This is a genomic window from Blautia sp. HCP3S3_H10_2 (genome assembly GCF_052122375.1).
Classification (GTDB): Bacteria; Bacillota; Clostridia; order Lachnospirales; family Lachnospiraceae; genus Blautia_A.
In genome coordinates this window covers 73,984-93,313 of the sequence record NZ_JBQKCL010000003.1, presented here as the reverse complement: position 1 = coordinate 93,313, position 19,330 = coordinate 73,984, and the positions used below count along the sequence as shown (strand labels likewise).

General features: G+C 40.0%; 17 protein-coding genes and 1 pseudogene. 7 read left to right on the top strand and 11 right to left on the bottom strand.

Annotated features, from left to right (window positions below; translation table 11 throughout):
* Window positions 1–12 precede the first annotated feature (12 nt).
* Window positions 13–927, bottom strand: a complete 915-nt coding sequence (locus ACTQWB_RS03990; RefSeq protein ID WP_441500473.1) for an ABC transporter permease — start codon at window positions 925–927, stop codon at window positions 13–15.
* A gap of 216 nt (window positions 928–1,143) precedes the next feature.
* Between ACTQWB_RS03990 and ACTQWB_RS03985 the strand changes: the two genes are divergently transcribed.
* The gene (locus ACTQWB_RS03985; RefSeq protein WP_441500472.1) at window positions 1,144–2,169 is read left to right on the top strand and encodes a LacI family DNA-binding transcriptional regulator; all 1,026 of its coding nucleotides are present in this window, start codon (window positions 1,144–1,146) and stop codon (window positions 2,167–2,169) included.
* Window positions 2,170–2,246: 77 nt separating this feature from the next.
* Here ACTQWB_RS03985 and ACTQWB_RS03980 read toward each other — a convergent pair whose 3' ends face one another.
* A complete protein-coding gene (locus ACTQWB_RS03980) occupies window positions 2,247–3,143 on the bottom strand; it encodes a helix-turn-helix domain-containing protein (protein WP_441500471.1) in 897 nt (298 codons plus the stop codon).
* 27 nt (window positions 3,144–3,170) lie between these two features.
* A pseudogene (locus ACTQWB_RS03975) lies at window positions 3,171–3,248 on the bottom strand (DUF6783 domain-containing protein); the annotation flags it as partial.
* A 175-nt stretch (window positions 3,249–3,423) separates the two neighbouring features.
* Here ACTQWB_RS03975 and ACTQWB_RS03970 point away from each other — a divergent pair.
* On the top strand, window positions 3,424–3,663 hold the full coding sequence (locus ACTQWB_RS03970) for a FeoA family protein (protein ID WP_441500470.1): 240 nt from the start codon (window positions 3,424–3,426) through the stop codon (window positions 3,661–3,663).
* Complete coding sequence (gene feoB / locus ACTQWB_RS03965; RefSeq protein ID WP_441500469.1) at window positions 3,656–5,554, top strand: ferrous iron transporter B; 1,899 nt, start codon at window positions 3,656–3,658, stop codon at window positions 5,552–5,554. Before ACTQWB_RS03970 ends, feoB begins: the two co-directional genes overlap by 8 nt.
* 3 nt (window positions 5,555–5,557) lie before the next feature.
* On the opposite strand, the gene ACTQWB_RS03960 is transcribed toward feoB, so the two are convergent.
* Entirely contained in the window at window positions 5,558–6,385 is an 828-nt protein-coding gene (locus ACTQWB_RS03960; protein WP_441500468.1) for an SDR family oxidoreductase, read from the bottom strand.
* 220 nt (window positions 6,386–6,605) lie between these two features.
* Between ACTQWB_RS03960 and ACTQWB_RS03955 the strand changes: the two genes are divergently transcribed.
* Complete coding sequence (locus ACTQWB_RS03955; protein ID WP_441500467.1) at window positions 6,606–7,487, top strand: LysR family transcriptional regulator; 882 nt, start codon at window positions 6,606–6,608, stop codon at window positions 7,485–7,487.
* Between the two features lie 182 nt (window positions 7,488–7,669).
* Here the strand turns inward: ACTQWB_RS03955 and ACTQWB_RS03950 are convergent, their stop codons facing one another.
* The 5 genes from ACTQWB_RS03950 to ACTQWB_RS03930 all read right to left on the bottom strand — a co-directional run bounded on the left by ACTQWB_RS03950 (window position 7,670) and on the right by ACTQWB_RS03930 (window position 14,830).
* Entirely contained in the window at window positions 7,670–10,537 is a 2,868-nt protein-coding gene (locus tag ACTQWB_RS03950; RefSeq protein WP_441500466.1) for a glycoside hydrolase family 3 N-terminal domain-containing protein, read from the bottom strand.
* Between the two features lie 104 nt (window positions 10,538–10,641).
* Complete coding sequence (locus tag ACTQWB_RS03945) at window positions 10,642–11,331, bottom strand: ATP-binding protein (protein ID WP_441500465.1); 690 nt, start codon at window positions 11,329–11,331, stop codon at window positions 10,642–10,644.
* 653 nt (window positions 11,332–11,984) lie between these two features.
* The gene (locus ACTQWB_RS03940; RefSeq protein ID WP_441500464.1) at window positions 11,985–12,692 is read right to left on the bottom strand and encodes a LytR/AlgR family response regulator transcription factor; all 708 of its coding nucleotides are present in this window, start codon (window positions 12,690–12,692) and stop codon (window positions 11,985–11,987) included.
* Between the two features lie 44 nt (window positions 12,693–12,736).
* A complete protein-coding gene (locus tag ACTQWB_RS03935) occupies window positions 12,737–14,074 on the bottom strand; it encodes an ATP-binding protein (RefSeq protein ID WP_441500463.1) in 1,338 nt (445 codons plus the stop codon).
* A 192-nt stretch (window positions 14,075–14,266) separates the two neighbouring features.
* Complete coding sequence (locus ACTQWB_RS03930; protein WP_441500462.1) at window positions 14,267–14,830, bottom strand: hypothetical protein; 564 nt, start codon at window positions 14,828–14,830, stop codon at window positions 14,267–14,269.
* A 176-nt stretch (window positions 14,831–15,006) separates the two neighbouring features.
* Between ACTQWB_RS03930 and ACTQWB_RS03925 the strand changes: the two genes are divergently transcribed.
* Both ACTQWB_RS03925 and ACTQWB_RS03920 read left to right on the top strand, forming a co-directional pair.
* Entirely contained in the window at window positions 15,007–15,570 is a 564-nt protein-coding gene (locus ACTQWB_RS03925; RefSeq protein WP_441500461.1) for a DUF308 domain-containing protein, read from the top strand.
* A gap of 26 nt (window positions 15,571–15,596) precedes the next feature.
* On the top strand, window positions 15,597–16,961 hold the full coding sequence (locus ACTQWB_RS03920; protein ID WP_441500460.1) for a radical SAM protein: 1,365 nt from the start codon (window positions 15,597–15,599) through the stop codon (window positions 16,959–16,961).
* Window positions 16,962–17,069: 108 nt separating this feature from the next.
* On the opposite strand, the gene ACTQWB_RS03915 is transcribed toward ACTQWB_RS03920, so the two are convergent.
* Window positions 17,070–17,621, bottom strand: coding sequence for a TetR/AcrR family transcriptional regulator (locus tag ACTQWB_RS03915; RefSeq protein WP_441500459.1), 552 nt, complete (start codon window positions 17,619–17,621; stop codon window positions 17,070–17,072).
* A 45-nt stretch (window positions 17,622–17,666) separates the two neighbouring features.
* A complete protein-coding gene (locus tag ACTQWB_RS03910; RefSeq protein ID WP_441500458.1) occupies window positions 17,667–18,203 on the bottom strand; it encodes a TetR/AcrR family transcriptional regulator in 537 nt (178 codons plus the stop codon).
* 246 nt (window positions 18,204–18,449) lie between these two features.
* Between ACTQWB_RS03910 and ACTQWB_RS03905 the strand changes: the two genes are divergently transcribed.
* A complete protein-coding gene (locus tag ACTQWB_RS03905) occupies window positions 18,450–19,313 on the top strand; it encodes a DegV family protein (protein ID WP_441500457.1) in 864 nt (287 codons plus the stop codon).
* Window positions 19,314–19,330: the final 17 nt, after the last annotated feature.

Below are 19,330 nucleotides of genomic sequence, written 5' to 3'. Positions count from 1 at the left end.
TCCACGTTCCTCCTATAATCCTTCTCCATCGTTTAATTTCTTTACTACCCAGTTTACAAAAATAAGCAGAATCACGTTTATAACTGAGTTAAACAAGCCTACTGCCGTAGAATATCCATAATCACCATTTAAAAGACCGATCCGGTATACATATGTTGATAAAATCTCAGAAGCCGGTAAGTTCATATCTGTCTGCAATGCATACGCTTTTTCAAATCCGATACTCATAATATTTCCAGCCTGTAAAATAAACTGAATCACAATGATATCCTTAATTGCAGGAAGTTCAACATACCAGATCTGCTGCAAAAGATTCGCGCCATCCATAATAGCCGCTTCTTCCAATTCTTTACTTGAATTTGCTAATGCTGCCGTATACATAATTGATGCCCAGCCTGCTCCCTGCCATATTCCACTTGCAATATAAATGGTCCGGAATGCAGATGGCATTGTCATCCAGTTAGTATTCAGTCCCAGTACACGGTTTAACGGTCCTACCGGAGATAAAAGCATGCGCACCATACCGCAAAGAACAATGACTGAAATAAAGTTCGGCGCGTAGATTAACAGCTGTATCTTTTTCTTCATTCCTTCCCTGCGGATTCTATTTAACAGAAGTGCCAGAATAATTGGCACTGGAAAACTCCATAACAAACCATAGATACTCAGCTTCAGCGTATTAAGTAAATAGCTCATGAAGTCCGGCGAAGATAAAAATCTTCGGAAATATTCCAATCCTACCCATGGACTTCCCAGAACACCCTTGATTACATTGTAATCTTCAAATGCAATCAAAAGACCTCCCATCGGAAGATACTTAAAGATAATTGTCAGTACAAGTGCCGGCATTAGAAAAAAGACATACAACTGCCAGTTTTTCTTCACATAAGCCAGCTTGCTGCCGGCTTGTTTTTGCATTCTTTTCATGCGTTTATTCCTCCGTTCCCTTTATTTACCAGTTTTGTGTAACCGGTAAAGTAACCGGTTACTTTATGTTTTGATAGTACTACAAACTGTTATATGTGTCAATACTTTTCTTTATTAAAGTAACCGATTACGTAACCAGTTATTTTTGATTGCTATTTTTCTTTCTCCTTGCTATACTATAATACATAGCATATAAAAAGGAGAGAATACTTCCATATGGGAAAAAAACAAGTAACATTTGCTGACATTGCCGAATATACTCATTTTTCAAAAACAACAATTTCCAGATACTTTAATCATCCAGACTCTCTGACTCTGGAAAATCAGGAAAAGATCTCACAGGCTCTTGATGCTTTAGGCTACAAAAAAAATAAGCTTGCGAAAGTACTCGCCAATGGGAAAAGTGAATTTATCGGAATCATTGTTCCAAACCTTTATCTGCATTATTATTCCGAAATGCTTACACAGCTTCTTTCCAGCTATAGCGATTTCCACTATAAATTTCTTGTTTTCGTCAGTGATAAGGGACCAGCCGAGGAAGAACAGTATATCGAAGAATTGATGGCATACCAGATTGAGGGACTAATTGTATTGAGTCACACTCTTTCCTCCGAAAAACTGGCATCGTATCAGATTCCAGTCATAGCCATTGAACGTGAAGCAAAGAATATCTGTGGTGTGACTACCGATAACTATATGGGCGCACTTCAGGCAACCACGCTTTTAATCCGTAATAAATGCGACATTTTAATACACATTAACACAAATGTTGATAAATCAATCCCCTCCTATGATCGAATTCGTGCTTTCCAGGATACCTGTAAAGAATATCATGTCCCATATGAACTCAATCTGAATGTAGTTGGAGACTCTTATCAGGATATCTATACACAAATGAAACATATTTTTTCTACCATAGACCAAAAATATCCAGACAAAAAGAAGGGTGTTTTCCTTGCAAACGACACATATGCAAATATGTTCTTAAATCTGATTTTTCAAAAATACGGATGCTTGCCTAACACCTATGAAATTGTCGGCTTCGATAACTCTCCTATTGCAAGCGAAGCCATCCTTCCCATCACAACAATCGGACAGCAAATTGACCTTATTGCCAAAACTACAATGGAGCTTTTGGTACAGCAAATGGAGGAGCGCAAAAAAAGAAAACCGGTTCCTCTTTTGGAACCGGTTCATAAACAGATTACCCCTGTGCTGATTCGCAGGGATACTACCAGCTAAATTTATCAGATATTATGCCGTGTATCTTCGCAGCCAGATTGACTACTTTAAAAGAGTGTTTCACTGATTGCTATGCGCTACTTCGAAAGCCGCCTGAATTCCAACGGAGAAACCCCATACATATTTGCAAATACCTTGGCAAACTTTCCCTGATTCTCGTACCCTACACTTATTGCAATATCAATTACCTTCATATTGGTTGATTCCAGCAATTCCGCGGCTTTCTCCATTCGCTTTTTGCGAAAATAGGACAGATAACTGTCTCCCAGAATTCCTTTTATATAAAGCTTAAAACTGCTTTCACTGATTCCGAACCGGTCAGCCATCTCTTTCGCAGTAATTCTTTGTGACAGATCTTTCAGAATCAGTGCTTCGGCTTCTTTTACGATGGCGATCTGTGACCTTGTAAAAAAGGTTTCCCCCTCACTTTTGACTGGCAGCACCATGATCTCATGGAGAATCTGCGCAGACAGATAGCGGAGCGCCGGAATATCCAGATCGTCTTTTGTGGCCCATGCTTTCATAATGATTCCAGATATATGGTCATCCATCTGCTGAAAGTAAATCCCCTTCTTCGAACAAAAGACCTTCTCGATGTAGTTCAGATCAATTCCCAGATACTCAAGATAATTTTGTTTTAATTCTTCCAACAGCTGAAGGTCAATAAACAGCTGGATTCCTTCATATATTTTCCCCGGATAGTAGAAATCTTTGTCTGGCGGCATAGTACTAATGCACAGCTGATTCTTTTTCACAATGGCATATTGATTTCCGGCAAGGCTGACATCGCATCTTCCATTTATGCAAAAGTTCAGATTAAGTATCCGGTCCGAAACAGGCATTCCCTCTCTTCCCCAGCTGCTGACATAGATACGGTTAAATAGAATACTGACGCCGGGTGCAAGTATGTAATAATCTACTCTGCTGTCGTTATCGCCTTCAAATGCCAGATGTGTCTGTGCGCATGGTTCCATAATTTTCCTCCATTTTTTACTTATGCCTTAGAGTATACCTCCAAAATCATTCCTGGTTTGAAAAGGGCTTTCTGCAAGATGTATGTCACAATTTGTAGGAGATTTCTCTTCTTTCTCATCCTACCATTTCCTCCCAATTATCACAATCCCACCACACATTTTTATTGCTAAACGGGCTCAAAATGTCTAAATGGATTTTACACCACCTGGTAATCTATGTAATATTAATTCATATAGTTAGCAAAGTCTAACAAATATTATTCGGATTGGAGAATGCGTAATGAAAGAAATCCTGCTTTCAGAGGCTGTTCCTGGAAAAAGCTATTTTATCAGGGAAATCAAGGATGAACTCCGGCTTAATAACCGGTTATCCTCTATGGGAATCCTGACCGGAACCAAAATTGAAATATGCCAGAACAAGAAAAAACAGCCTGTTCTTCTGTTTGCCCGGGATACTCTGGTGGCAATCGGACGTGAGGAATGTACGAAAATAAAGATAGGTGGTGATTCAGATGAGTAAATGTGAAGCGTGCGGTTCCTGCAATTCCTGTAAATATCATGGAGAAAGTACTTATTACCAAAAGGATGCAGATACTCCTGTTATCGCATTGCTTGGCCAGCCAAATTCCGGTAAATCAACGATTTTTAACCTTATTACCGGTTCCCACCAGCATGTAGGAAACTGGCCTGGAAAAACTGTAGATCAAAAAGAAGGAGAATTTCAGTTAGATGGGCAGCGGATGATCCTGGCCGACCTGCCTGGAAGCTACTCTCTGTCTGCGGATTCCGACGAAGAGGTAATCACAGAAAGCTACATAAATGCCGGAAAAGCCGACCTTGTTCTGGTTATGGCAGACGCCTCACAGCTGAAAAGAAGTCTTTATATGCTGGCTGATTTTGCAGGAACCAAGCTTCCCGCCATCCTGATATTAAACATGATGGATGTAGCCCAAGGACAGGGAATCCGTATTGATACAGACAGGCTTTCCCACAAGCTTGGGATTCCAGTAGTTCCTATGTCTGCAATAAAGAAAAAAGATTATTCCCAGTTATACCAAACAATTGAAAACAGTTTGAAAAACCCGCAAATGATTTCCCATGGAAAAATGCACTCTGTTTCTGAAAAAATAGCTTTCATTGATGATCTGCTCTCAGATGTAGTTACTGCATCCAAAACACAGCAAAAAGCATATTCCAGATTTGACCAGATTGCATTATCTCCTGTGAAGGGAAAATTCATTGCCTTCGGAATCGTCCTTGGAGTTTTCCTCGTAGCTATGATATTTTCTGGTATTATAGGCGGATCCGTCGGTGCTCTGCTGAATATGGTATCAGACGGATTAAGACCTGTTATGACTGGGTGTCACATTCCCCAGCTTTTAATTTCCCTGATCCTTGATGTTTTCTTCAATGTGCTCTATTTCGCAACTATGATGGCATCCTTTGTGCTGGGAATTTCCCTGGGCTTTAATCTTATGGAGGAAACCGGCTACCTTGCCAGAATTTCTTTTCTCTTTGACCATACCATGTCGAAGGTAGGTCTCCAGGGAAAAACCATTATGCCATTTTTCATGGGACTAGGCTGTACTATAGCCGGTACAACCGGTACGAGAGTTGTAGACAACTGGGGGCAGCGTGTTCTTGCCATTGCCATGAGCTGGGCAGTTCCCTGCGGCGCTACCCTGTCAGTAGTACCTATGCTTGCTGTTGCCATGTTCGGAAGCACTGGCGGTTTCCTGGTTATTGTATCTGTTTTCCTTCTTATGGTTCTAATGATGTGGATCGTATATAAGATTTTTGGAAATACACTGTCTCCAAAAGCAGAACGTGTGGGAATGATCATGGAACTGCCGCCTTACCACAAGCCAAATTTCCGAAACACTCTGTATGTAACCTTTGAACGTACCTTAGACATTTTCGTCCGGGCACTGCGGGTTATCACAATTGTATCCGTTGTGTTCTTCATATTGACATATGGATTTGGCGGCAACGCAGAATCCAGTATTTTGTATAAGCTTGGAGTCGTTATAGAACCGGTGACCTTATTCTTTGGTATGAAGTGGCAGGCGTTCCTGGCTTTCCTGGCTTCTGCCATATCAAAGGAATCTCTGCTTGGCGTATTGAATACCCTGCACGGAACAGGGGGAAACCTGGTCAGCTCCACTTTTGGTGCAAAAATTGCGGGCAGTGGAAGTGCTGTGGCATCTGTAATCTCTGACAATTTCACCAAAGCACAGGGATTGGCCTTCATCTATGCCATCAGCTTCAACATGCCTTGCGTCAGTGCCCTGGCTGCAACTTCAAGGGAAACCCACTCTGTGAAGTGGACTGCAAAAATCGGGGTGTTCTATACGGTATCTGCTTTGCTGATTTCCTGTATTGTTTATCATATTGGCTTGCTGATTTTTTAGTAATTATTCCGGTCTGAGAGGTCCATAGAAATAGCTTGCCGTCGCACCGCCATCCATAAGGAAGGTAGCCCCTGTGATAAATGCTCCTTTATCGCTCATCAGAAGCTCTGCCACATTTGCCACTTCATCTGCTGTCCCTGGTCTTCCCGCCGGACATTTGGCAAACATATTTTTGTAAAAATCGCCTCTTGGACCATTAAATTCATCTATGGCAAGGGGTGTGACAATGATTCCAGGTGCAATTGCATTTAATCTGGCTCCCCTTTTTCCCCATTCAACGGACTGTGCCATGACACGTTTTTCATTACATCTCTTTGCCATCTGGTATGCGTGTAAGGTGTCGCGGATATTTTCCGGCGCAAGAAGGGGAAGCTTCAGAAGCTCTTCCGTAGGTGTGGTTGCAAACAGTTCATCTTCCTCCTGTGTGAGAGCTGGCATACGCCATCCGGACTGACTGGAAATTGTCACACCAACACCGCCCTTTTTGATCACCTTTCCTACTTCTTCAAGCAAGACTGCAGTTCCGTACAAATCTACTTTCAGTATTGCTTCAATGGGTGCCTGACTTGGGGAAACTCCTGCTGCATTGACCAGCATGGAGATTTCTCCAAGGCTTTGTGCTTTCTGGATCATATTTTGGATGGATTCACGGGAAGACAGATCCATTTCTATTGGTTCCGTGTCAAAACCAGCCTCATTCATTATTTTGGAAATTGCCAGGGCATTTTTTAAGTTTTTATCCCCGATCACAATTTTCTTTCCATATCCCATTCTTCGGGCAATTGCCATACCGATCTGTCCTGCTCCGGTTAGAATCATTACTTCCTTCATTTGGTTTCTCCTCCTGCTTTCTATTTGGGCTTTAGTATAATCAAGTATAAGTGTTCAATCAATTCTTTATACTTCTCATATTGATAAGTTAAAGTAATTGATATATGATATAGCTAAGACTACGATGCAAAATCTATAGGAACCAACACGCGCAACTATCTTTTATTCATGTTAATGCCGACAACAACGTGCAAATCTTTTCAAAAAGAGGAACAATCCAATGTTATTTAGACAAATTGAATATCTACAGGCAGTGATCGAAACCGGAAGCTTTTATCAGGCAGCCGAGAAATGCAATGTTTCACAATCTGCCATATCGCAGCAGATCATAAAGCTGGAGAATGAACTTGGTGTGAAACTGCTCCACAGACATAACCGGACTTTTTCCCTGACTCCAGCAGGAGAACATTTTTACAGGAAAAGTCTGGTCATCACAAATGATATCGAGCAGATGAAACGGGAAACAAAAAAGATTGCAGACAAGGAGCATAGCATCCTTAGAATCGGCTATTATAAGGGCTATCATGGCAATGAGCTTTCAGAAGCAGCAGCCGAATTTTCTTCTAAATACCCATCCGTAGAAATAAGTATCATGGTAGGAAGCCATGAAGAACTGTACAAAGCAATGGAAAATGATAAAGTCGATCTGGTGTTAAATGACCAAAGGCGTGCTTTCTCAGATGCATACAATAACGAAATACTCTCCCAGAGTCACATGTACATTGAAATTTCCAGCCGTAATCCACTGAGTAAGCTGAACCAGATCGAAGTATCTGAATTAAAAAATACCCCCTGCATCCTGGTGATCACCTCAGCCGGACAGCAGGAGGAAAGAGCGTATTATGAAGACATCGTCGGAATAAAGGGAGACTATCTTTTCGCAGATTCCATTCAGGAAGCACGGTTAAAGATCATTACCGGCCAGGGATATATGCCTGTGGACGTAATTGGAAAACAGGCCTGGTTTGATACTTCCATTGACCGGATTCCTCTCGTCAGAAATGGAGAACCTGTCAAAAAAACATATTGTGCGTTCTGGCGAAAGGATAATTCCGGGTATTATATTGAAGATTTTGCAAAGATGCTGCGAGCTGGGTTTTAGAGCTGCTTGAATTTCGCTTTCACGTTTTATGAGAGAAACAACAGCTGGAGCGATTTAGTTCGCATAATGATTCTGACTGCAATGATTCTTGGAGATCACTGTAAAAAAGAACGCTGAAAATGGACGAGGCTGTCACACTAAGTGCGACAGCCTCTTTTCCCAGCTTCTCTTAAATTATCTTTTTACGCCTCAACACTATTTAATTTCTTATAGTGCTTTCTTACTACGAACCATTCAATCAGGCACAGAATCGCCAGAACTACTACGTTAGCTAAGATCAGACCATATTTCCAGTTTTCCATACCAGCATTAATATTTTCACTTTCATATGCACTGCTGTTGACAACTGTATACATAATGTTTTTACTTGCATTTCTTAATACAGCTACATTTGATGCAGCAGTTAAATCTGACATTCTGTTCAGCCCGGAATCATATGTAGTCAAAAGTGCATCAACTCCATTATTAAATGCAATGTCGGCATTCATATAACCCCAACCACTGTTAGCAAAGTTGTCTGTAAGCACGAAACCTTCAAAGCCCCACTCATCACGTAATACTGTTTTCAGTAATTCACTACAGCTTCCAGCCCATCGGTTTCCAATATAACACCATGCTTCCATGACTGCATTTGCACCGCCATCTTTTACTGCATATTCAAATGGTTTTAAATAAATTTCACGCATTGCCTGCTCATTGGACCAGATAGATACCATCATGGCATTTGAATCATACATTGCAAAATGTTTGATATAAGAATATACCCCTCTGCTCTTTGCACCCGCAACTGCATTTGCTGCGATATTTCCTGCAAGAACACCATCCTCTGAATAATATTCAAAGTTTCTTCCACCAAACGGTGTACGGTGGGTATTCATAGCCGGTGCATACCAGCCATTAACATTCATTTCATTGGCCATTTTACCAATACTTTCACCAAACTTATAAGCCAGATCCTTATTCCATGTAGATGCGATCATAACTGCAACCGGGAAACCAATAGAACCTGTTCCTGTAAAGTTATTATTAATGGAAGCTGGTCCATCACAATCAACTGTAGCTACTTTATCTACAGACTTAACTGCTGCGGTCTGAAATCCTGCCATTCCTGAGAGATCACTCATTTCATCTACAGTAAGCTGATCCAGGAAATCTTCCCATTTCGGATCATCATAAGCAAGTCCACGCATATCTGCCAGTTTGATTCCATTGTTGGCACCAGTAACCGGCATTTCTACACTGTCGTCAATGTACATTGAGTAATCAAAATTATCATTATTGTAATATGTATCAATATACTCTTCTGGTAATTCTACTGACGCTGGTGCAGCTGTAGCAGCATCATAATTAGCAAAACCATCTTTTCTGGATAAATAGGTTACTCCACCATTTGCAAAATCGAACTGGTTTACAGCTGGAATATTATCGGACTCTCTTGCTTCTTTATCATATACCTGTGCTTTCTCTACAGTATAAATTTTGGAATCCAGAATATTATGGGAATCTTTATTAATTGAAATCTGATAATCTCCCTCTTCCAGAACATATGCGTTCGCATTCTGGTCATCATAAGAAGCTAAATCATCTTTTGAAAAACTGATATGGATTTCCTGTGATTCTCCGCTTTCCAGTAAATCTGTTTTTTCGAATGTTAACAGTTTAGCTGCTGATTTTTCAATTCCACCATTGGTATATGGGGGATTTACATAAACCTCAACCACATCTTTTCCTGCTGTATCTCCAACATTAGTCACTGTTACATCGAAGCTGATCTCATTTCCGTTTTCCTGAATCTCACTCATAGTCTGGGTAAAATCAGTGTAACTTAAACCATAGCCAAACGGATACTGGACTGTCTTCTCATAATCGATAAACTTCTCTGCTGCCGCAGTTTCATACCACTTATATCCTACATAGATTCCTTCTACATAGTTGGTAAATTTCGGCTTTGTCACCATTTCTGTTCCATCACGTCTGTATGAGGTAACAGCCATATCTTCCATGTTGGTGTATACCAACTGATCTGAATTATTCCACCATGGAGTATTGGTCAGATCATATACGAAAGTATCAGAAGTACGTCCGGAAGGATTCACCTCTCCGGTCAAAATCTTTCCAAGTGCATTAAAACCTACATTTCCTGTTCCCGGGCACCAGATAACACTCTTGATTTCCGGATGTTCCTCTACAAATCCCAATTCAAATGAATGTGCTGAATTATAAAGTAAAAGTACATTGTCAAAGTTATTGCATACTGTATCTACCATATCTTTTTCTGTCTGTGAAAGTTCCAGATAATGATGTCCTTCTGGAAAATCATCATACTTATCAGAATTGGAATCATATGCAACCTGGCTTAAATCCTTCGGCATATCATTATAGCCTTCTCCACCAATTCTTGATATAACCACTACTGCAACGTCAGAGAAATCCTTGGCATTATTCATTAAATCCTCTGTATACATATCTGCAGTTGGCTCAGGTAATGTCCACGCCTGTTTGCTTTCAGACATTTTCGGACGGCTTGAAGTATAATTTTCGTAGAAATCATGAAGTTCTGTATTTAACTGAAAGCCTGCATTTTCAAGACCTTCTTCCAGACTTACGATTGGCCATAAGTCATTAATTGAGCCAGAACCGGCACCGCCATATACCGGATTAATTGATGACCAGCCAAACAAATTTATATTTCTCTGGTCTTTCAGTGGTAACATGTCATCATTCTTTAACAGAACCATTCCCTCACCAGCAATATCTTCTGCAATTCCTGAGGCCTCATCAGCAGTTTCCTGTGTTACTGTTCCGTTCCCTGCTGCAAGACTGATTAAAGTTGACATAGGACCAACAGCAATTAAATTTGCAATAAGAATCAGTGCCAAAAATCCGCATATTACAGACTGACTTCTAAAAAGATACTTTGTTTTCGCAGAACGTTTTCTACAGCCTACACAAATTCCAATAGCCAGAAGCAATACAACTGCCATTGCAATTAAGTATTGTTTGCATGAATTCAATACGCCAATTATATCATTGATATTAATCTCGAGCATAATGGCTCCTCCCTTTTGTGATTTTCAACTTCACTTACTCCCGGGTGTAAGCTTCATATGCCTAGATATTATTAAAAAACTATAATTGGTACAAGTCTCTTCTTCTAATCGGTCATTTTTTCCTCGTAACTGGTTCTCCCCAGTTTCATTGGTGTAGACAGAAACAGAATGTTTAAAATAAATATTTCATTTTCCCATTGTGTAGATACATTACCGTTATATTTTTCTGCAATACTTCTTATACTTTTTAAGCCAAGTCCATGGTTAACTTTATCAAGCTTAGTGGTCACCAGATTCCCGTCTTTTACAATTGGCGGTTTTTCACAATAATTTTCCACCTGAATTTTTACAAATTTGTCTGTTTTGAATACAGCTACCGAAAGTAAGCGTTTCTCCAAGTCTTCCAGTTTTTCCAAATATTGAATGGCATTATCCAATATATTGGAAAACATCACATACAGATCAACATTCTCCATTCCTGACAACAATTTTCCCTCTGCTATACAGGTCATTGTTATGTTCTTATGTTCGCACTCCAGACTCTTTTCCATGAGTATCGTATCCAGAATTTCATTTCCTGTGTGAATTGAAATATCTGCTTTTCTCACTGCATCTTCAAGCTCATCTAAGACTTTTTCTGTAATTGTATGATCCTTTTCTGTCCGCAAATACGCTATAAAACGCTTTAAATCGTGATATTTCCTGTTCAGTACTTCCTGGTTTCCCTTCTCTTCCCACATTTGGGCTTCCCGCTCTTTCCATAATCGTTCCTGTACAGAAAGTTCTACGCGCAAAAGCATCTCCTGCTCAACCGTATACTGTTGATACATGATTAGAAGTGCGAAAAGCAGCCACCCAAGTATCATTACAAAAAAACTATCCTGTAACTGCTGTGTATGAAATACAGGCGACAGACTAAAAATCTTCAGCAATATTGCAACAACGCAAAAAATAACCGACCATACTACCTGTTTTTGCGTAATAGCTGATTTCACCATCTTATTCTTCTGATATAGAATCAAACACATTGTCAACGTATACACCGCTGAATATATAAAAATATGTACTGCTGAAAATGTATGCACTTCCGTATCTTCCCATAGTTTAAGATAAGAGCCTGCAATTTCGCCAAAATCATAACACAATTCTCTAAGCAGGTATGCCCATCCTGCTAAATATACGCTGACACTGATTTTTAGTCCACTACATGTTTTTATAACAATAAAAATAAAAAGATAGGAAAGAACAGGTCTTACCAACCGGAATTCATTTCTAGGTATTCCATCCGCTTCTGATAAAAGAAGTCCACATAAAAATATATAAAATACCATGGAAAGCACTGCTTCCATCAAAAATAGCAGCACTCTATACTTTTTTTCTGAAAAGAACAGTAAGAAAATAAAGCCAGCCAGCAGCAGCATTCCAAAACTAATGTAAAAATACAGCATTAATATTCCTCCACAAAATCCGTCAATGCTTTTATGAATCCTTTTTTCTTCGCCCTGCTTATTGCCAGCTTTACATCTTTTACAACTGCAAAATCCTTCTCAACAGCAGTTACATGCTGTAAATTGACAAGATAACAACTGTTACATTTGCAGAAATGCTCCCCTTCAAGCTTCTCTTCCATTCCCGATAGGCTTCCTGCGGTTAACAGAAAACGCCCTTCCTTCGTATGACAATATAAACGGTGGTTTTCTACTTCAATATAATATATATCGTCCGTAGATACTTTTGCCAATGCTCCTTTTACCGGCAGCATTACAAATTTTCTTTTCCGTTTGTCCAAAATTCGCTTTACTTTTCGCATTTTAAAATCAAATGCGGAATATACCATTGGTTTTACTATAAAATCGTATGCGTTTACCTCGTATGCCTTTAATGCCAGCTGTGACATATTCGTAACAAAGATAAGTATAACGTACGGGTCCAGTTTTCTTATTTTCTCAGCGGTTTCCATCCCATCCATTAATGGCATCTCTATATCCAGAAAGATCACATCATAATGGGCACGATAATGTTCTAAAAAATCAATACCATTACCAAATGTATATATCTGAACCGCTTCCTCATTCTCTGCAAAAAATCTTCTGGTATGCTGCTCTATTTGCATTCTGTCCGCCGGATTATCTTCAACGATCGCAACACGTATCATAATGTCACCCTCCATATTTCAGCAACATTATATCACACATATAATTATTTTTCTCTTCCCCTCAGATATCTTTTCAACAGGAATGCACAGAAATATGGAAACGTGCAAATATCATCTTCTATTCCCACATTACTGTCTGCAAGCTTTATGCCCCAGTGAATGTCCCCATAAGAATCATTCGATATTAACTGCCGTAAAGATTTAGAACGGTTTTTATTTGCTTTCACTTCTACCGGCACCAGTTCATCTTTCGTCCTTACAAAAAAATCTTCCTCCAGCGTTGCATTTTCTTTTTTATAATAATACAGTCCCAATCCTTGTTTTCTAAATGCTTCTGCAACAAAATTCTCATATAGAGCGCCTTTATATACCCCCAGATTCTTATTTGCCCTTAGATCCTCCTGCGCTTCTTCATCTAGTGACGCGATTAGTAATCCAGTATCCGGATAATAAAGTTTAAACTTCGAATCATCATAATTTCCTTTCAATGGGAGTTCCGGATATTGGAGACAATAGCACACAGATACTACCCCGGCATCCTCAAGCCAGGTTATACATCCCATGTATTCCCTGCTTCTTGCTTTTTTATCTATTTTACTCAATTGGAATTTCTTGTTTTCTTTTGCAAGCTGTACTGGTATATTACGGTAAACGCTTACAATTTTAGTCTGATCCAGCCCTTCTGCATACTTTCTGATATCTTCTTCATAATCCAGCTGTATCTGTTTCTGAATTTCCAGAGTATCTGTAAAAACGTTCTTCTCGATATATATCCGGACGACGGCCGGCATTCCCCCAAGCACACAATATTCTAAAAACAATTTTCTGTAAACAGATAGTTCCGTTTCTGAAAAAGCTTTTCCAGTAAGCATATGCTCTAACATATCTCTGATATGTTCTTCCGAATAGCCTTTTGCCCACAAAAATTCTTCAAAGTCCATAGAAAACATTTCATAATCTATTTTATATCCCACGCTGTTGCTATGAATTTTTTTATAGTTAATTCCAAGTAAGGAGCCACTGCATATAACATCAAACCTTCCGTCTATTTTGAATGCTTTCAAAGATGTGGCTATATCGGGGTATTCCTGTAACTCATCAAAAATGATTAAGGTATCTCCCTCAATAAATTTTTTTGAAGGATCTATCATGGAAATATTCTTGATGATCTCGTCTACTTCATACCCTTCACTTAATATGGTTTTGTACTTCTGTTCCAATACAAAATTAATATAGACAACGCTTGTGTAATTCTGTGCAGCAAAATGATTGATGGATTCTGTTTTTCCAATCTGCCTTGCACCTTTTATAATCAGCGGAAAGCGGTCTTCCTTTCTTTTCCACTCCATTAAATAATCATCAATTTTTCTTTTTAAATACATGGTGCCCCTCCCTTTTCCTAAGAGTTTACCATCCTTCCTAACACCGTGTCAATTTTGATTTCACGTTTTTTTGCATTATTTTATCCTTTTTTTCACGTTTTATGATCATATTTTGTCTCTTTTCTCACGTTTTATAAAAACAACAGTTGGACTAATATAGGTTTACGCCAACATTTTTAAAGTAAAAAAATTTCATGGCCTAATCATAAATACCAGACACGCCACAATACTTCCCAGGAAAAATTCCTTTCTGGTATGTCTTTTCAATTCCACAGAAGCCCAAAGCTCCACCAGATAAAAGAGCACACAAATTCCTGCCACATATCCGCCAAAATAATAGCTCAGGAACAAATAGGGCAGTGTACAGCTGCAGGCATGTCCGCTTGCCCTTATCTTAAAGCCTTTGTTTACAATGGTCAGTACCAGAACTGACAGAAAATAATCATTCAAGATCCATTGCAGCATCGGGGAATATCCCATATAATATCCGGTCAGCATTGCCAGAAGATATGCAGCAAAATTGAAAATAAATGCCATGTTTCTCTGACTTTCCCGTGTATCACCTTTCTTTTTTATTATTGATGAGATCGGATATGCACAAAGCGGTATGATCGTCAAAAATGTTATTACCACCAGTAAATTTTTTGCATTTCCAAACTCAGTTTTCCTAAACCCATACAGGATCAGAAGCATGACCATCGCTTCAATGGGCGGAATCGTTATGATCCGGATGATTCTGGCTGTTTTTTCTTTCATCTTATTTTACCTCACATCAAAATTTTCAACAGGTTATAGTATAGCAAACTCCCACCCATTATAAATTAGACAGGCGGCGTCTCTTTGTCTGGTTTTTGGATACCAGCCCTTCAATTGTCCATTGTCTGATCTGAATTCCTGTCTTAAGATAGCCTCATACCAATCAAACAAGCGAGGTGATAACTCTGAAGCAGATAAAGCTTGCATGTACCGGCTATATTCTGATTTCCATCGTTTTTTATATCACAGGACTGTTTTGTATCATATTCCCGGATTTCATACAGTCCTATGGCAGATTCTTAGCCGGAATTATTTTAATCGCATACGGCATTATTAAAATCATCGCCTATTTTTCGAAGGATCTCTACTGTCTGGCCTTTCAATACGACCTTGCCTGCGGAATCTTCTTAATCGTGCTTGGAATTACCACGTTATGTATTGGAAAGAAATTTAAATCCTCATTCTTTCTCACCGCACTTGGCACACTTATTTTACTTGACAGTCTCCTGAGTATTCAGACCGCACTTGATTCCAGAAGATTTGGATTGTCCTCATGGAAATATATTCTTTTGTTTTCTATTGTGTCTGGCACTTTTGGAGTTATCGTTCTTTTGAAAAATACACTTTTCTTTGCAGGCTGTGCACTTCTGGCAGAGGGAGGTATGCGCCATTACATTGTAAGACATACTGCCCAGCTGCCTGATTACCGTTACCTGAATGATAATGAGCTATCAAAATAACAGATTTATAGAAGGAGATCATAACTATGAATGCAGCAAACACACTGAAGAAGCTTGGAATCGAACAGACCTTCAACTACATTTATAAGGACCCGGATAAAAACATGGGAAAGCTGATGGACTGGGCTGACAAATTTTCCAAAGGCGGTTTTCCATCCCAGCGAAAAGCCATCCGGGAAGCAATTGAAAATCCGGAGCACCCATATTATTCCTATATCCGCAAAATTTTTACAGAAGTTGATCCCAATGTAGCCAAAACACTGGCTGTGAACTTTTTTATCAATGCAGCGCTGGTTGGCTGGCCGAAAGAGGAAGAACTCCGCGAGAAATACGACTGTAATATTCCCTGGGCAATTCTTCTTGATCCCACGTCTGCATGTAATCTGCACTGCACCGGATGCTGGGCCGCAGAGTACGGCCACAAGCTTAATCTGACTTATGACGAGATCGATGATATTATCTGCCAGGGAAAAGAGCTTGGTGTCTACATGTATATCTACACTGGCGGTGAACCACTTGTGCGGAAAAAGGATCTGATCCGGCTCTGCGAAAAGCACTCTGACTGTGTATTCTTATGCTTCACAAATGCAACCTTGATCGATGAGGAATTCGCGGATGAAATGCTCCGCGTGGGAAATTTTGTTCCTGCTATTTCTCTTGAAGGATTTGAAGAGGCAACCGACGGCCGCCGTGGTGATGGCGTTTACCAGAAGGTAACAAAAGCGATGGCTCTTCTTCGCGAGAAAAAGCTGATCTATGGCATTTCCTGTTGTTATACCAGTGCAAATTATGAATCCATCACTTCAGAAGAATTCTACGATTCGCTGATTGACCTGGGTGCCTATTTTGTATGGTATTTTCATTATATGCCGGTAGGAAATGACGCTGCTCCGGAATTGCTCCCCTCGCCAGAGCAGCGGACCGGCGTTTACGAAAAAATCCGTCATTACCGTGCCACAAAGCCACTATTTGCAATGGATTTCCAGAATGACGCAGAATATGTGGGCGGATGTATTGCCGGCGGCTACCGCTATTTACATATCAATGCCAATGGTGACATTGATCCCTGCGTATTCATTCATTATTCAGATTCCAATATCCGGGAAAAATCTCTACTGGAAGCCCTGCGTTCTCCAATGATGATGGCGTACCACAAGAACCAGCCTTTCAATGAAAATATGCTTCGTCCATGTCCTATGCTGGAAAATCCCCAGAAGCTCCGTGAAATGGTTGCTTCTGCCGGCGCCCACTCCACCGACATGCAGTCACCGGAAACTGCCGAACATCTCTGTGCCAAATGTGACCACTATGCAGAACACTGGAAACCGGTAGCGGATAAGCTCTGGGAAGAGAACCGTAAGAAATACAATGAAAAACATTCCAAAGCTTAAATAATATATTGGATTTTCTTTCCTTCCTACTATATATTTCATAAAGTGCAAGGAAAAACCTGGCCACGGGGGCAGGTTTTCCCTTGCATAAAACTATAAAATTCCACTTTATTCCTTATATGCAGACAGCACACGTTTGCCAGATCCGGCAAACATTTTACACATTTCTTCATATAGTTCTTCCAGATTATAAGATGCTCCTTCTTCCAGCCAGTCCAGAATGCTTCCTATAAATACACATTTGTAGCACTTGATGAGTATTTCTTTCTCTGCTTTTGAAACCCGCTCATACTTTCCAAGCTTCTCTACATAAGAGCGGATAATATCATCCCCCATTTTGCTTAAACCGGATAAAAAAACATCCTTCTGTACAGAACGAAACAGATGCAAAAATGCCTTTTTTCTTTTCATACATTCCTGTGCCATATAAGTGAGACAGTCTACCGGTGATTCAAGTGTTCCATATTTTTGAATTACATCCATCATCCAGTCCTCGATCGAATCCGTCATCAAGGTGGGAATATCCTGGAAATGGTAATAATATGTATTCCGGTTGACATGGCAGCGATTTACGATATCCTGTACTGTAATCTTATTATATGGCTTCTCTTCCAGTATTTCCCAGAAAGTGTCCTTAATCATTTTCTTTGTCTGAATCACGCCTTTTATCATCCTCATTCGTATAAAATATTTTCCAGCTGTTGATTACTTCATCAGATCATACAAAATCCCTGCAATTTCTTCCGGCGATTCCTTAAATTTCCCATGGCTCCATTCCCGGTACATATTATAAATAGAGCCGGCAAATGCGCAGATTTTCAGCATTTCTTCTCTTGTTCCGCTTTTTTCATCTACCCATTTGTGAACCAGATATTCTGTTATTTTCGCCAGAAACAGATCTCCCATCCCGCTTGACAGCAACCCATTTATAAACTCACGATGTTCATAAAAAAACTGAAAGCAGTGAAGCATATATTTCTTATCGTAAAATACATTCTCATTATCTATGGAAGCCACATCTTCTTCCCGATACTCTTCTACCACTTCCTCCAGATGTCCGGTCAGAATCTCTTCAATAGCATTGTAATTCCGGTAAAATGCCATCCGCGAAACGTCCGCTTCTGCTGTAATATCGGAAACGGAAATTGCCGAAAATGCTTTCTCTCCCATCAGCTTCAATAATGCCTTATACATGTCCTGTTTTACTTGAATATTGGTCTGGCTTTGCCTTTTATTTGTCATTTTTTAATACCATGATATTGAAATCCCTCTCGTTTAGTGTTACAATCTGTAACATCATTATAAAACAATTTATTGTTTTTTACAATCCGACTTTGATTCATTTTACTTAAAATATAACTGTTCAAGCAAACCTCTCAAATGTTTCGCATTTTATCGTTGAGGTTTAGCCGCCAAATAGCTTTTATACAAAATCCGCTTGGCCTTGAACAGTTACCAATTATGCAAAAACCGCGCGAGGAAAATATCATGAAAACAGCTGTCATGACTGACACAAACAGCGGTCTCACAAAGGAGACCGCCAGAGAACTTGGAATATATGTAATACATATGCCTGTAATTATCGAAGAAAAAACTTTTTACGAAAATGATAATATCACCGAGGCTGAGTTTTTCCAGGCTCTTTCCAGTGATAAATGTATCACCACTTCCCAGCCTTCTCCTGGAGATGTAATGGATTTGTGGAATCAGATTCTGGATGATGGATATGACGAGCTTGTATATATTCCCATGTCAAGCGGTCTGTCCAACTCATGTGCTGCCGCTATGGGCTACGCCCAGGAATACGATGGAAAAGTAGTGGTTATTGACAATCACAGAATCTCTGTTACCATGTACGAGTCCGTTCTGCAGGCTCGGGAGCTTGCTCTTTCAGGCGCTTCTGCACAGGAAATTAAAACTGTTTTAGAGGCCGATGCTTACAATTCAAGCATCTATCTTGCCGTAAATACATTAGAATACCTGAAAAAAGGCGGGCGTATCACACCTGCGGCGGCTCTGATCGGAACCATACTTTCCCTCAAGCCGATCTTAACGATACAGGGAGAAAAGCTGGATTCTTACGCCAAATCCCGTGGTTCCATGAAAAAAGCCGAGGAGAAAATGATCCTTGCCATTCAGTCTGACCTTAGAAACCGCTTTGCCAGCCAGGATATGTCCAGATTACATATTGGAGCCGCAGGCGCCGGACTGACCAATTCCCAGCAAAAAGAATGGCTGGCGCTGCTGCATGCCGCTTTCCCGGATGCTGATATCGCTTATCAGCCACTTTCTGCCAGCATCAGTGTTCATACCGGGCCTGGCGCGGTAGGTATTGGAATTAGCTTTAGGTAATCATTTTTCATTACTTT